This window comes from Streptomyces europaeiscabiei (genome assembly GCF_036346855.1).
Classification (GTDB): domain Bacteria; phylum Actinomycetota; class Actinomycetes; order Streptomycetales; family Streptomycetaceae; genus Streptomyces; species Streptomyces europaeiscabiei.
The window spans coordinates 2,272,106-2,286,523 of record NZ_CP107841.1; the positions used below are offsets into that span (position 1 = coordinate 2,272,106).

General features: G+C 69.9%; 10 protein-coding genes. 4 read left to right on the top strand and 6 right to left on the bottom strand.

The genetic code is table 11. The annotated features are described in order from the left end of the window. Positions 1-23: 23 nt before the first annotated feature. Positions 24-1,217 carry an acyltransferase family protein gene (locus OG858_RS09765; RefSeq protein WP_327723778.1) on the bottom strand — a complete coding sequence of 398 codons (1,194 nt, stop codon included), beginning with the start codon at positions 1,215-1,217 and terminating at the stop codon, positions 24-26. A gap of 404 nt (positions 1,218-1,621) precedes the next feature. On the opposite strand from OG858_RS09765, the gene OG858_RS09770 reads away from it, so the two are divergent. The 3 genes from OG858_RS09770 (at position 1,622) to OG858_RS09780 (ending at position 6,827) form a co-directional block, all read left to right on the top strand. Continuing rightward, positions 1,622-5,335 carry an nSTAND1 domain-containing NTPase gene (locus tag OG858_RS09770; RefSeq protein WP_328544985.1) on the top strand — a complete coding sequence of 1,238 codons (3,714 nt, stop codon included), beginning with the start codon at positions 1,622-1,624 and terminating at the stop codon, positions 5,333-5,335. 498 nt (positions 5,336-5,833) lie between these two features. Further along, positions 5,834-6,586 carry a LolA-like protein gene (locus tag OG858_RS09775; RefSeq protein WP_256960132.1) on the top strand — a complete coding sequence of 251 codons (753 nt, stop codon included), beginning with the start codon at positions 5,834-5,836 and terminating at the stop codon, positions 6,584-6,586. A 109-nt stretch (positions 6,587-6,695) separates the two neighbouring features. Next, positions 6,696-6,827: a hypothetical protein gene (locus OG858_RS09780; protein WP_319067122.1), complete on the top strand. Its 132-nt coding sequence runs from the start codon at positions 6,696-6,698 to the stop codon at positions 6,825-6,827. 176 nt (positions 6,828-7,003) lie between these two features. On the opposite strand, the gene OG858_RS09785 is transcribed toward OG858_RS09780, so the two are convergent. Then, positions 7,004-7,702 carry a TetR/AcrR family transcriptional regulator gene (locus OG858_RS09785; protein ID WP_086746236.1) on the bottom strand — a complete coding sequence of 233 codons (699 nt, stop codon included), beginning with the start codon at positions 7,700-7,702 and terminating at the stop codon, positions 7,004-7,006. A gap of 300 nt (positions 7,703-8,002) precedes the next feature. Here OG858_RS09785 and OG858_RS09790 point away from each other — a divergent pair, with 300 nt between their 5' ends. Further along, positions 8,003-9,076, top strand: coding sequence for a DUF3533 domain-containing protein (locus tag OG858_RS09790; protein ID WP_086746235.1), 1,074 nt, complete (start codon positions 8,003-8,005; stop codon positions 9,074-9,076). A 57-nt stretch (positions 9,077-9,133) separates the two neighbouring features. Here OG858_RS09790 and OG858_RS09795 read toward each other — a convergent pair whose 3' ends face one another. The 4 genes from OG858_RS09795 to OG858_RS09810 all read right to left on the bottom strand — a co-directional run bounded on the left by OG858_RS09795 (position 9,134) and on the right by OG858_RS09810 (position 14,336). Beyond that, positions 9,134-10,213: a S1 family peptidase gene (locus tag OG858_RS09795; protein ID WP_086746234.1), complete on the bottom strand. Its 1,080-nt coding sequence runs from the start codon at positions 10,211-10,213 to the stop codon at positions 9,134-9,136. Positions 10,214-10,742: 529 nt separating this feature from the next. After that, a complete protein-coding gene (locus tag OG858_RS09800) occupies positions 10,743-11,609 on the bottom strand; it encodes a slipin family protein (RefSeq protein WP_328545350.1) in 867 nt (288 codons plus the stop codon). A 234-nt stretch (positions 11,610-11,843) separates the two neighbouring features. Then, positions 11,844-12,746 carry a S1 family peptidase gene (locus OG858_RS09805; RefSeq protein ID WP_037702068.1) on the bottom strand — a complete coding sequence of 301 codons (903 nt, stop codon included), beginning with the start codon at positions 12,744-12,746 and terminating at the stop codon, positions 11,844-11,846. 489 nt (positions 12,747-13,235) lie between these two features. After that, positions 13,236-14,336 carry an LLM class flavin-dependent oxidoreductase gene (locus OG858_RS09810; RefSeq protein WP_328544984.1) on the bottom strand — a complete coding sequence of 367 codons (1,101 nt, stop codon included), beginning with the start codon at positions 14,334-14,336 and terminating at the stop codon, positions 13,236-13,238. Between the last annotated feature and the right edge of the window lie 82 nt (positions 14,337-14,418).

Here is a 14,418-nt window from a genome sequence, read left to right on the forward strand (position 1 = left end):
CGTGAGCCGGTTCTGATTACCTGTCACGGTCGCTGCACGCGGTGTGCCAATCTGCGGCCCCAGGTCTGGCTCGGCGCTTCGATGTAACGGTAGGTCAGCACGCACAGAGGTAGCAGCACGGTGAAGAACGCCACTTCGAGCACGAGATTGTCCTGCCGCCGTCGGCTGATCGTGCTGTCGATCACGGCCAGCAGCACGGGGTGCACCATATAGACCGAGTAGCTGGTCGCTCCCAGTCCGGTCAGCATCCGCGGTAGGCGCCGGCGGCGCGACGCCAGTCCGGCGCCGAAGGTGAGTACGGCCAGCAGGAACGCGACGATCCAGCCGCGCCGTGTGAAGTGGTCACCGTCGCCGTACCGGTACGCACTCCCCACGGCACAGGCGACCACCATGACGGCGGTGCCAGCCGTACAGCGCCAGGTGTTCCGACCGTTCTCGGCGCGGTAGACGGCGGTGCCGAGGAACATTGCGGCGAGGATCACCAGGCCCTCCCACAGCGGGACGGTGCCGTTGAACAGAACCAGGGCGAGCGCCTGCACGCCGCCCAACACACCCCCGAACCTCCGGAGCACGGATGACCTGGCGCTCGCACAGCAGATGGCGACCCCCATCGCGATGGAGGCGAACGCGATCAGCGGGCCGGTGCCGACCAGGCCGGACAGGGCGGAGGGCGGCAGCGCTACCCCTGCTGTCACGCTCGCAGCGGCGAGAACGGCCAGGATGACGGCGATCGCCGCGGACTGCTGGTGGAGGCGGACCGTGAAAAGAGCGACGACCAGCAGGTAGAAGGACATCTCGTAGGAGAGCGTCCACAGGATGAGCAGGAGATTGGGTGTCCCCAGTAGCTCCTGGAGCATGGTGACGTGGGCGACGGCGACGGCGGCAGCGCTCTGCTGACCGAAGTCAGGTATCTCCGCAATGCCTGAGAGGTTGACGGCGAGGAGCACAGTGACGACAGCCGCCCACAGCGGGTACACACGGAAGATCCGTCCGATCCAGAACGTGCGGATGCAGCCCCGGCGCTCCAGCGACGCGGGGATGATGTAGCCGCTTACCAGGAAGAACACCATGATGCCGTAGCGGCTGGTGTTGAACTGCGGCATCAACTCCCTCCGGAAGTCCGCCATGAAGGTGTAGGACGAGTGGTCGAACACCACGACGAGTGCGGCGATGCCGCGCAACGCGTCCAGCCAGCCCAACCGCGACGAACCGGCCATCGCGATGACCTTTCGTAATCGCGATCTGATGGAGAGTGGGCGTGTCAGTGACGCGGGGAGGGAGGGCGGGGATTGCATGCGCAGACAGAGTCCTCTTCGGTGAGGTGTTGGTTGGGCGTGTCGTGGGGCGGTGCCGACGTGGTCCGTATGGGGCGGGGGATCGCCGAGCCTTCGATCCTGCTGGCGCGCTTACAGGCCGCCCTACTGGCCGCCGACGACCAGCAGGGGCACCCGCGGAGCGGTCCCCCGCGCCGCTCACATCACCGAGTTCAGCGGCTGGAGCATTGTTCGGAAGTACCGTTCCGGCGGCCGAACAATGACGGGGTGCGCGAGCCGCTCGGGTGTCATAGAGGTGCACGGGTTGGCTGCCGGTCTGATGCAGGGGCAGTTGGAGGGGTGAGGGTGTGGCGGGTCGTCGTGAAGTGCCGGTGGATCCGGCGGCGGGTCCGGTGCAGCGGTTTGCGTTCGAGTTACGCAAGCTGCGGGCGGAGGCGGACGGGATCACCTACCGGTCGCTGGCCCAGCGGGCGGGCTACTCGGTGACCACGCTGTCGCAGGCGGCGGCCGGCGAGCAGTTGCCGACGCTGCCGGTGACCCTGGCCTATGTGGAGGCGTGCGGTGGAGACCTGGCGGAATGGGAGGCCTGGTGGAAGGAGGCGCTGGAGGAGTCCGTCGGTGACGGCTCTCGGGACGACGACGGCTCACTCACGCCGTACCGAGGTCTTGCACGGTTCGAGACCGGGGACAGCGCACTGTTCTTCGGCCGGGAACAGCTCACCGGCGACCTGGTCGACCTGCTGCGCAGTCGGCGGTTCGCCGCGCTCTTCGGCCCCTCCGGCAGCGGCAAGTCCTCCCTGCTGCGGGCCGGCCTGATACCCGTCCTCCGGCGGACTCAGGAGCCGGACTTGCGCCCGGCCGCGATCCGGATCCTGACACCGGGCGAACGCCCTGCCCGCAGCCACGCGTCCCTCCTCACGCCCGCGATTCCCCGCGACGGCAGCATCGGAGCGGACACGTTCGTGATCGTGGACCAGTTCGAGGAGGTCTTCACCCTCTGCCACGATGCAGCCGAGCGCGCTCACTTCATCGATCTGTTGCTGACAGCCCGGCAGCCCGAGAGCCGCCTGCGGGTGCTGTTGGCGGTGCGCGGCGACTTCTACGGCCGCTGCGCCGAGCACCGCGACCTGGCCGACGCACTGCGCGATGCCAACCTCCTGGCCGGAGCGATGAGCCAGGCGGAACTGCGCGCCGCCGTGGTCAAGCCGGCCACGGCCGCCGGACTGACCGTGGAACGCGCCCTCACCGCCCGGCTGGTCGAGGAGGTCGCCGAGGCGCCGGGCGGGCTGCCGCTGCTGTCCCACGCGTTGCTGGAGACCTGGCGCCGCCGCCGCGGCAAGACACTGACCATGGAGGGGTACGAGGCGGCCGGACGCCTGGACGGCGCGATCGCCAAGACCGCCGAGATGGTCTACGGACGGTTCACCGAGGGCCAGGCGGCTGCCGCCCGCCGGGTGTTGCTGCGTCTGGTCGCCCCCGGTGACGGCACCCCCGACACCCGCCGTCCCGTCGAACGCGCGGAACTGCCCGGCACCGGCCGGGCTGACACCGCCCAGGTGATGGAAGCACTCGCCGGGGCGCGGCTGCTCACCCTGGACGGCGATACGGTCGAGATGGCCCACGAGGCCCTGATCACGGCCTGGCCCCGGCTGCGCGGGTGGATCGAGGAAGACCGCGAACGCCTGCGTGTGCACCGGAATCTGACCGAAGCGGCACACGCCTGGCAGGAACTCGGCCGCGAGCAGGGCGCTTTGAGCCGGGGAAGCCGACTCGCCGCCGCCCAGGAACACTTCGGCGGCGCATCGCGCGAGGACCTGACCGACTTGGAGCACGCCTTCCTCCACGCCAGCCGCGACCATGAGCGAAAGGGCCGTCGAAGGTACCGGCTGGTGCTCACCGCGGTCACCGCCGCCCTGTGCCTCGCCCTCGTCGCCGCCGGCCTCGCCGTGGGGCAGTGGCAGAGCGCGGCCACCGCCCAGCGCCTGGCCCAGTCCCGGCAACTGGCCGCCCAGTCCAGTGCCCTGCTGGCCTCCGAACCCGATCTCGCCTCACTGCTAGCCGTCCATGCCTACCGGACCAGCCCGACCCGCGAAGCCGCCGCAGCCCTGTATGCCGCCGCGGCGCTACCGCTGCGCAAGCGCCTGACCGGCGACACCGAACCCGTGACTTCCATCGCCCTCAGCACGGATGGCCACACCCTCGCCGCCCAGAGCGGAGACGGGAAGGTGCGGATCTGGGATCTGCCCGGAGGCCGGCTGCGGCACACGGTCACGTTCACCGGCTACGAGAGCGGCGAGGCCGCGGCGTTCAGCCCCGACGGACGCACCCTCGCTGTCACTACCGTCCGTGGCGCCGACGTGGTGGTAGCCCTGTTGGATCCGGTCGTTGGTAGGAAACTCAGAAGCTTCACCATCCCCGACGGGTCGGTACGCGGGATGGTCTTCAGCCCTGACGGTCGTGCTGTGGCCGTCTCTTCCGCAAGTGCTGTACGGGTGTGGGACGTCGCCACCGGCCGCAAGCAGCGCAGTTTCACCAGCCTCTCGGACCCGCGGGCGGTCGCCTTCAGCCCTGATGGACGTACCGTCGCGGCGGTGAACGACGGGCGGGTGTGGGTGTGGGAGGTGGCCACCGGCCGCACCCGGTCCGCCCATGACAGTCGAAGCAAGGGCGGAGTGGTGGTTTTCAGCTCTGACGGCCGGACATACGCGGTTGGCCGCACCGACGGTTCGGTACAACTGCGGGAGACGGCCACTGGAATCGTCCGACGCACCTTCGCGGACGGTCCCGCCGGGTTGAACGAGGTGGCCTTCGCCCCGGACGGGCAGACCCTCGCCATCCCTGGCCGTGGGGACACTGTGCGCCTGTGGGACACCGCCTCCGGCACGGCGCGGGCCACCGTGACCGCCGGTCACCACAGACGCGGGGCCATGAAAGTGGCCCTCAGCGCGGACGGCCGCACCCTGGTCACCAGCAACAACTCGGACCCCACCATCCGCGTCCACCGCCCAACTGCTGATCACCCGCAGACCACTCTGCGAGGCCATGCCGGCACATATCCCACCGACACGGCTTTCAGTGCGGACGGACGCACGGTGGCCACGGTTCACCAAGGGCCGCCCGGCCGTGGGTCGGTACGGCTCTGGGATGCCAGGACCGGCGATCGCGAAGCCGCACTGGCGCTCGACAGCGACCCGGCACTCCGAGGAAAGCAGCTGCCAGTTTGGCGCCTCGGGGCTGTGCGGTTCAGCCCGACCGGGCGCGCGCTGGCCGCCAGGGCCGTCAAGAACGGGGTGGTCGAGGTCCGGGATGTGGTCACGGGCCGCCTTCACAGAAGCCGTGTGCTGGGCGCCATCGAAACGGTCTTCAGCCCCGACGGAACACGACTCGCCATCGCCGACGGGAAGGGGTCGGTGCGGATCTGGCACCTTTCAACCGGCGCACTGCACACCGTCCGCCCCGGCCACGGCCGATCCGTCAGAACGTTGGCGTTCACCCCGGACGGCCGCACACTTGCCGTCGTGACCATCGAGGCCGATGGCGAACAGGTCACACTGTTCGACGCCGCAACCGGCCGCACACAGCGCACCATCAACCCGAGCAACCGGGGCCCGCTGTCCCTCGCGTTCAGCCCGGACGGGCGCACTCTGGCCACCGCACGCCGCAGCAACGGAGTCGTGAAGACATGGGATGCGCGCACCGGTCAGTTCCACGACAGCTTCAGTGTCAGCGGTGAGGTGGCGTCGCTGGCTTTCAGCCCTGATGGACGCACCCTGGTCGCCAGCAGCGCAAGAGGAGTCCAGTTGTGGGACCTCGCCACCAGCCGGATCAGAATCACCCTGCCGACCCGCTCGCTCGCACCAGTGGCGTTCAGCCCGGACGGACGGACCCTGGCCATCGGCACAGGCAGCTCCGTCGCTCTGTGGAAGGTCAACCTGCCCGACCCGGCCCGCGCGATCCGCAACATCTGCGGGGCCGTCGGCACAACTCTCACCCCTCTGGAACGGTCCCGATATCTGCACGACCAGTCCACCGAGACCGGCTGTCAGCCGACCGCGCGATAGGACCTCAGTGCATCACCGCGCGCCCGGCTCTGGCCGCGCCCGCGCTCCTGCCTTCGGCCCGCTCGGCGCCGCCGACGCCTACGCGCGCCCACAGGTGGACAGGGCAGCCGAGGGCCATGGGCTGATCACCGTGCAGAGCAGCCACGCTGCGAACAAGCCTCCGGCGGGGGCGCTCAGGCTCCGAGATGGCAGGGGCCCGGTACGCGAGTGGCGGCCGTGGTGGCTGGCGCGGGGGTCGCCTCGTAACCAGCTCCCATTCCGTCTGCCGTCGACCCAGGCAGAGCCGAGCAGTCGCGGCCCAGGGCGTCAATGTCGTTCGTACAGTGGCGCGTTCCACCTTGAGGCCCTGAACCACGCCGCCCGCGCCACGGTGTGGGGGTCGACGGCAGACGGGATGGGAGCTGGGGAGGGTGGTGGGTTGAGAAAAGGTGGAGTGCTTCAGGTTGTGCCCATGACAGACTCAGCGGCCTGTCAGCCACACTGAGGAGGTCTCCTGTCATGCGCCACTTGGCCACCGTCGCGGCCGGTATCGCGGCCGTCGTCCTGATCACCGGGTGTGGCGCCGGGGAGGCCGAGAAAGCATCCGCACCGACGTCGAAGAGCGGAGCATCGGCCACGCCGGGGTCCGATAGTTCGTTCGAAGTCGAGGCGGCGCTCAAGAACGCCGATCCAGCGCCCTACTCGGCTGAGATCAGGACGGAGACCTATACGGGCTCCACCCTGACGGTCGTCATGACCGGTCGGATGAACTTCAACGGATCAGGCCCTACGGGCAAACTGACCTTGACGACCTCCGACAGCGTCCCGGAGGATCAAGCGTTCAACGCGGAGACGATCCTGCTGGAGGACGCCACCTACACCCGGACACTTGATGACGACGGAGCAGCTGGGGAGTGGCAGCGTACGGGACTGGACCCCTCAAGCGCGGGCATAGCTGACTACGGTGCTTACGCACAGCTGCTCTTGGACCTCGGGCCGAAGGCCCGAAAGGGTCAAGAGGAGACAGACGGAGTCCCGGCGTACCGGCTGTCGGGGAGCCTCACCCAGGAGCAGCTCCGGACGGTGGACCGTCGGCTGTACGACAGGATGCGTGCCACGGGTACCAAGGAGTTCGCCTGCGACGTGTGGGTCAACGAATCCGGCCGAGTCGTGCGCTTTGAGCAGTGGCTGGAGATGTCCGGCAAATCGGCGCGCAACGTCGTGACGTTCAAGAACTTCAAGGACCCGGTGCCTGTGAGCGCACCCGAGTAGCTCCGTCCCGGCCGTCGCGCTTGGTCAAGACGGCATACGTCGGCTGACATCAGCGGCTGACACCGACAAGGGCGAAGAGCGGCGGTCGGCGCCGGCCCACAGGGGGCGATTGACCAAAGCGCTTAGCCGACAACCCGGCGGACGGCAACGCGCCGTCGTCGCCGTCCCCCTCCGGCGGATCGCCCACGGCGAGGACGAACACGCCGACGCGACGGCCGAGAGCACCGGCGCGAAGCGATGAGAGCAGCAACCCTGTTGGCGTGCGATGCGCACCTGCGTCGCACGCCAACAGCGTTGCCGAGCTCTCCGCGCCGCTGATCTGCGTGCGCCGCATCCTGCGCGACGTGCTGCCTTGGCCGCCCTTTCCGGGCACGTCGGCGCCGCGCTGCGCCCCGGCATGGCGGGACCGGCCGGGGGTCAGCTGGTCGCGTCCGATTCGGGCGTGGTGAGGTCGGCGGGACTGGCACGGAGCATGGCCTTGTGGAGGTCGTCGTGCGGGGGCGAGGGGGGCAGGGGGCCGCGGACCGGGGCCTCCAAGGACTGGATGAACAGCGCGACGACGCGGCGCCAGGCGTCGGGGGCAGCGCCACCGGTGGCGTTGACGACACCGGCGTTGGCCATGTGAAGCAGCACGATGTCCGAGGAGTCGAAGTCCTCGCGCAGCCGACCCGCGGCCTTGGCCCGGTCGATGAGCCGCAACATGCCCTCCAGTGCCTCGTTGCGGCGCCCCTCCATGGCCTTGGCGGTGGGGAAGGACGTGGTCAGCACGTCGGCGAAGCCGTAGTCTGCGGCCTGCATCGCGCAGGCGGTCTCGATGTAGCCGACGAAACCGTGCCAGGGGTCGGGGTCGTCGAGGGCGGTGGCGACCACGTCGGCGTAGGCGTCCATGCGGTCGGCGAAGACGGCGGCGACGAGCTCTTCCTTGGTGGGGAAGCGGCGGAACATGGTGGCGATGCCGACACCTGCCTCGCGGGCCACGGACGCCATGGAGGCGTTCAGTCCGTCGCGGGCGAAGAGCCTGCGCGCGGCAGCGACGATCCGCTCCCGGTTGCGTTCGGCGTCGCTGCGCAGCGGCTGGGCGGCGGGGTCGTCCGAGTGCGGGGAACCAGGAGCCATGCCCGCCAGTCTAGCAATCGGATTGACCTATCCATTTTAAGTCGACAGATGCGCGAACCCCGGCACCCCCACCTCCCGTGCCCGTTCGACCACTCGCCCCGATCGGCCACTCGACCCGATCGCTCACCCACCCGATCGACCACTCGACCCGATCAGCCACCAGGCCGATCAGTCCTTCGACTCGAACATCAATTCAAGACCTTCCCGCCTCCCCCGCAGACCACTTCTCGAACTTGTGCGCGAGGACCATTCGGCCCCATCCCACCTGCACAAACGCCGCCCGCCCCGGACCGTGGGGACATGACACAGACGGCCGATCCCACCCCCAGATCCTTCGTCGACGAGCTCAAGGACGGGGTCACCCCGCGGGCCACCCTGCTCGTCATCGGGGTGCTCGCCCTGCAACTGCTCTTCATCGCCTCGTACGTGGGGGCGCTGCACAGTCCGAAGCTCAGGGACGTGCCCTTCGGTGTGGTCGCGCCGCGGGCCGCGGCGGCCGAGCAGGCGGTGACCAGGCTGGAGCGGCTGCCGGGCGAGCCGCTGGATCCACGCACGGTGGCCGACCGGGCGGCGGCGCGCGAGCGGATCATGGACCGGGAGATCGACGGCGCCCTGCTGATCGACCCGGCGGGCACCACCGACACCCTGCTGGTCACCTCCGGTGGCGGCCGCACCCTCGCGAACGCACTGGTCGTACTGATCACCACGTTGGAGAAATCCGAGGGCCGCACGCTGCGAACGGTGGACGTGGCCCCGGCCGACATCGGGGACGCCAACGGGCTCACGTCCTTCTATCTGGTCGTGGGCTGGTGCGTGGGCGGCTATCTGTGCGCGTCGGCGCTGGCGATGAGCGCGGGGGCACGGCCCACCAACATCCGGCGCGGGGTGATCCGGCTGGCCGCCCTGGCACTGTTCGCGATCGTCGGCGGGCTCGGCGGCGCGGTCATCGCCGGGCCGGTCCTGGGTGCCCTGCCCGGGAGTGTGGCGGCGCTGTGGGGGCTGGGGGCGCTGGTCGTCTTCGCGGTGGGCGCGGCCACGCTGGCGCTGCAGTGCGTCTTCGGTATCGCCGGCATCGGGGTGGCCGTCCTGCTGGTGGTGATCGCGGGCAACCCGAGCGCGGGCGGCGCGCTGCCGCCACCGCTGCTGCCTCCGTTCTGGGCGGCGATCGGCCCGGCACTGCCACCGGGCGCGGGCGTGTGGGTGGCCCGCTCGATCGCGTACTTCGAGGGCAACGACGTCACCGGCCCGCTGTTGGTGCTCTCCGCCTGGGCAGTGGCGGGGGCCGCCATCACCGTGGTGATGGCGGCCCTGAAGAAGAAGCCGGAGCGCCGACCTTCGGAGCCTGAGCCTGAGCCTGAGTCTTCCGGGGCGTGAACCTCGGCTTCCGACTCCCAGGCCTTCCAGGACTTCGAACCTCAGCCGATCTACCGATCAGCCGATCTGCGTACCGGTCGCCGACAGCGCCTCGGTGACGGGCTGGAAGAAGGTCTCGCCGCCCGAGGTGCAGTCGCCGCTGCCGCCGGAGGTGAGGCCGATGGCCTTGTCGCCGGAGAAGAGCGAGCCGCCGCTGTCGCCGGGCTCGGCGCAGACGTCGGTCTGGACGAGGCCGTTGACGATGTCGCCGTTGCCGTAGTTCACGGTGGCGTCGAGGCCGGTGACCGTGCCGCTGTGGACCTGGGTGGTCGAGCCGCTGCGGGTGACCTTCATACCGACGGTCGCCTCGGCGGCCCCGGAGATCGCCTGGGTAGAACCGTCGTAGAGGTTGACCTCGCTGGGGTGGTCGACGTCCGCGGTGTACTTGACCAGGCCGTAGTCGTCGCCCGGGAAGCTGGAGTCCTCGTTCTCGCCGATGACCCGGCCGCCGGCCGACCACGTGGAGATGCCCTCGGTGCAGTGACCGGCCGTCAGGAAGAACGGCTCGCCGCCCTTGACCACGTTGAAGCCGAGGGAGCAGCGGCCGCTGCCGCCGGTGATGGCGTCGCCGCCCGCGACGAAGGGCTTGTACTCGCCCTTGGTGCGCTTGAGTTCGGCCTTGGCCCCGAGGCCGTCCACGACCTTCGTCAATCTCGCCAGTTCGGCCTTGGAGACGGTGCGGTCCGCGGTGACGACGACCTTGTTGGTGGTCGGGTCGGTGGCCCAGGCGGTGCCGGGGATGGTGGCGTCCGTCTTGAGGGTCGTCCGGGCGCTCTTCAGCTCGGCGAGGGAGTTCTCGACGATGCGGGCCTTGGCGCCGGCCGCCTCGACGGTCTCGGCGGCGGTCTCGTCGAGCACGTTCACGACGAGGAGCTTGCTCTTCGCGTCGTAATACGTTCCCGCGGCGTCGGCGCCGAGGTCCGTGTCGAGGCTCAGGGCGAGCTTTCCGGCCGCCGTGATGGAGAGGGCTTTCGGCTCGGGGGTCGGCGCGGTCTCGCTCGCGTTCGCAGTCTGGAAGGTCACTCCCGCGGCGACCAGTGCGGCGATGCCCGCACCTGTCACGACGGCACGGCGCCTGGGTATGCGTCGGTGCTTCAACTCTCGTCCTCCTGTGGGGGGTTGGCCGAGAAGGGCGTGGGGGCCCGTCCCGGCCGGAAGTCGTGCGGGCAAGGAGGCGACAGACGACAGAAAACGCCGCGTCCATGCCAACTGTGCGGCGCCAACTATTCCTAGGCGCACAGGGGGCACACAAGGTCGACTTCAGGCCGAGCACGCAACGAGGGCGCACGCCCCCTATGTCATTACCGTCCGGTAACGCCCCACCTCGCGGTCACGAGAATTCACAGTGCAAACACAGGAAGCAACGGCCTTCTGTGCAACGGGTGAGGTCTAGTCCTGTCCGAAAATCTCCCTATGGAGGTCCGATTTCAAACGGGTCCCGTGGGGCGGGAGTTGCTTCCGCATCGGTTTCCTCGCCCCCGCCGCCTCCGCCCGCCCCCTCCTCCAGGGGCACGCCCCTGAAGGCCTACGGCCCTTTCAGGGCGAGAAGCACGGGGCGCAGCCCCTGCTTCTCAGGGGCGCGGGGAACTGCGCGAGAAGCCCCACCCACCCGCAGACGACTCACCGGCTACGGCGCACCGTGCGGCGGAGGCGCACCATTCGACGGCGGCGCACCATTCGACGACGGCGCACCGTCCGACGGAGGGTTCGATACCCCCGGAACCGGCGGCGCCACCGGCTGGGCCCGCTCCAGGAACCGCAGCAGCTCCACCGGGAACGGCAGGACGAGCGTGGAGTTCTTCTCCGCCGCCACCGCCACCACGGTCTGCAGCAGCCGCAGTTGGAGCGCGGCGGGCTGGTCGGACATCTGCTGGGCTGCTTCCGCGAGCTTCTTGGAGGCCTGCAGCTCGGCGTCGGCGTTGATGATGCGGGCCCGGCGCTCCCGGTCGGCCTCGGCCTGACGGGCCATGGACCGCTTCATGGTCTCGGGCAGCGACACGTCCTTGATCTCCACCCGGTCGATGGTGACGCCCCACTCCACCGCCGGGCTGTCGATCATCAGCTCCAGCCCCTGGTTGAGCTTCTCCCGGTCGGCGAGCAGATCGTCCAGCTCGCTCTTGCCGATGATGGACCTGAGCGAGGTCTGCGCCATCTGCGAGACGGCGAACCGGTAGTCCTCCACCCGCACGATCGCGTCCGCCGCCGAAGTCACCTTGAAGTAGACGACGGCGTCCACCCGGACCGTGACGTTGTCCCGGGTGATGCCCTCCTGCGCGGGCACCGGCATCGTCACGATCTGCATGTTGACCTTCTGGAGCCGGTCGACGAACGGCACGACCATCGTGAAGCCGGGCCCGCGCACCGCCGGCCTCAGCCGGCCGAGCCGGAAGACCACCCCCCGCTCGTACTGCTTCACGACCCGTGCCGCCGACACCACGTACACCGTGCCGACGGATGCGAGGGCCACCCCCGCCGTCACCAGCTCCTCGACCATCACGGCCCCCCAGGGTCCGAAGTGGGCGTATGAGAGGGAGTACTCAGTGAGTGTATGAAGGGAGTACTCACGGGCGGCGCACGCGCCTCGGCACGCGCCCGCACGCATCTCGAAGGTAACTCCGCCGCCCGAACGAGGGCGAGCCCCGCACATCATCTGTGCGGGGGCTCGCCTGCTGCCGACTGCAGCTGGGTGGGGCCGGTGCCGGGGGAAGTGCGCCGGTTCCCGTTCGGCCTAGTAGACGCTGACGCCGTACGCGCTGAGGGCCTCGGTGACCGGCTGGAAGAAGGTCGTGCCGCCGGAGGTGCAGTTGCCGCTGCCACCGGAGGTCAGACCGTACGCCACGCCGTTGCTGCCGTAGAGCGGGCCGCCGGAGTCGCCGGGCTCGGCACAGACCGTGGTCTGGATCATGCCGTAGACGATGTCGCCGCCACCGTAGTTCACGGTCGCGTTGAGGGCGGTCACACGTCCGGTACGGGTACCGGTGGTGGATCCGGTGCGGATGACGTTGGTGCCCACGCTCGGGGTGGCGGCGCTGGTGATGTCCACGCTGCCCGCGGTGCCGTCCTTGGCGATGGACGTGTTGCTGTAGCGCACGATGCCGTAGTCGTTGGTCGGGAAGCTCGACCCGGTGGTCGGGCCGAGGACCGTGGTGCGGCCGGAGTTGGAGTACCAGGTGCCCGCACCGTCGGTGCAGTGACCGGCGGTCACGAAGTAGTACGTGCTCCCGCTGCGGACGTTGAAGCCGAGGGAGCAGCGCCAGCTACTCGCATAGATGGCGTCGCCACCCTTGATCAACTTGTTGAACTTGCCCGGGGTCCGCTTGATCGTCAGGGCGCCGGCGTTCTCGCCTGCCGCCTCCTTGATCTGCGCGAGTTCGCCCTGGGAGACGGTGCTGTCGATGGTGACGACGAGCTTGTCCGTCGCCGGGTCGATCGCCCAGGCGGTGCCCGGGATGTCGGCCTTGAGCACCGATGAGCTGGCACTCTTCAGCTCGGATGCGCTGAACGTCTGGGTGCCTGCCGCATTGGCGGTGGGGACCGTGACGGCGGCTGCGGCCACGAGTCCGGTGGTCACTGCGACCAGCCGGGTCCGTCTCGCTATGCCGCTGCGGGGGGTGGTGCGCTTGATCCTCACTGTTCGTTCCCTCCAAAGGGAAGTCGGGGGCCCGCGTGGGGTCGGGGCCCGTGAGGCGCAGATCAGGGACATCGGTCCGGATTCCGGACACGCCGTGCCCCTGACAAGGCGCTGGGGGGAAGTATTCGGCCGTACCGCCGACCCACGCAAGGGTGCCTTTCGGCCTCTCGGAGTCCCAACCGGCGCGCCCTCCACTCCAGTTGATCTCGCCAGGCCATATGTGCGGGTTCTGTGTGAATCCTGAACGGCTCCCGGCGAGACCGGCTGACGGGTCGTCGGAGCAGGCCGCAGGGCCCGGGAGCGTCGAGCACCATCATGGTCGCCCGCGACGGAGGACACCCTCCGAGGCGCCCGGTCGGAGTACGCGGATCCACCGCCCGGGGGTGTCCGGAAGTCATACGTTGGGCCGTTCAGCCGTTCGATCCCGCCACCCGGGGCTCGGGCGGCCCGAGGTGTGAGCACAGCGTCGTGCCCCGGTACTCCGTTCCGTCAGGACGCTCCCCCTGCCGCTCCCCCTGTCACGGCGGGCCGGGCGGCGGGCCGGGCGAGGCCCAGGTGCTCGCGGAGCGTGCTGCCCGGGTAGAAGGTGCGGAACAGCCCGCGGTGCTGGAGCAGCGCCACCGTCCCGTTGACGAGCCGTTCCAGGTCACGGCGCGGCTCGACGGGGACGAGGTGGAAGCCGTCGGCGGCCCCGGCCCGGTGCCAGGCGGTGATCAGTTCGGCGAGGTCGACGGGTCCGCCCCGGTACAGCGGGCCGTCCGCGGTCTGCCGCGGACCTCCCCCACCGTGCCCAGGCTCGGCCGCATGTTCACCACCGCCGAGATCCACTCTGAGACTCACCAGGACCCGCAGCCCATCGGGATCCCGCCCGAACCCGGTCGCCGCCTCCCGCAGTTCCGTCCGTACGGCGTCGGCGTGGGCCGGGGCGGCGACCCGCAGGAGGGCCACATCCGCGTACCGGGCGGCGGTCCCACGGCTCTCACCCTCGGTCGCGTCGACGACCCCCACGGGACACCCCTGCGGCGACCGGGGCACGGTCGAGGGCTGCCGGACGGAGAACCCGGCGCCCTCGACACCCTCGAAGTCGACGTGGTGCACCTTCTCCCGGTCGATGAACCGCCCGGTCCCGGCATCATGGGCCTCGGCGTCGTCCGCCCAGCCGTTCCGCAACCGGGCGGCCACGTCGGCCACTTCACCGGCCTCCCGCCACAGCACGTCGCCCGGCGCGGCAGGCCGCCGTCCGAACAACCGGGTCTCCTCCTCCGTGCCCGGCACCTCGATCCACCACCCGGCCCGCCCCCGGCTCACCCGGTCGAGCGTCGATACGGCGGCCCGCACATGAGACGGCTCGGAATGCGTCGTCCGCACGGCCGGCACCAGCCCGACCCGCCCCGTCTCCGGCGCCACCCGTGCCAACACCGCCGACGCGTCAAGCCCCGGCCGCCCGGAAGAATCCCCGAGCGTCACGAAATCCAACGCCCCCCGCTCCGCGAGCCGGGCGAGCTCGACAAACGCCCCCACCTCACACACCGCACGCTGATCAATGGCTGCGGCCAGGTGCAACCGCCCCCGACCGTACGACGACCCCATACCGACCGACCTCTCTCCACTCCGACCACGCGCCCCTGCGGCTCCTCTCCGCACACCCCAGGGACCCTCTCCGCACGACAAC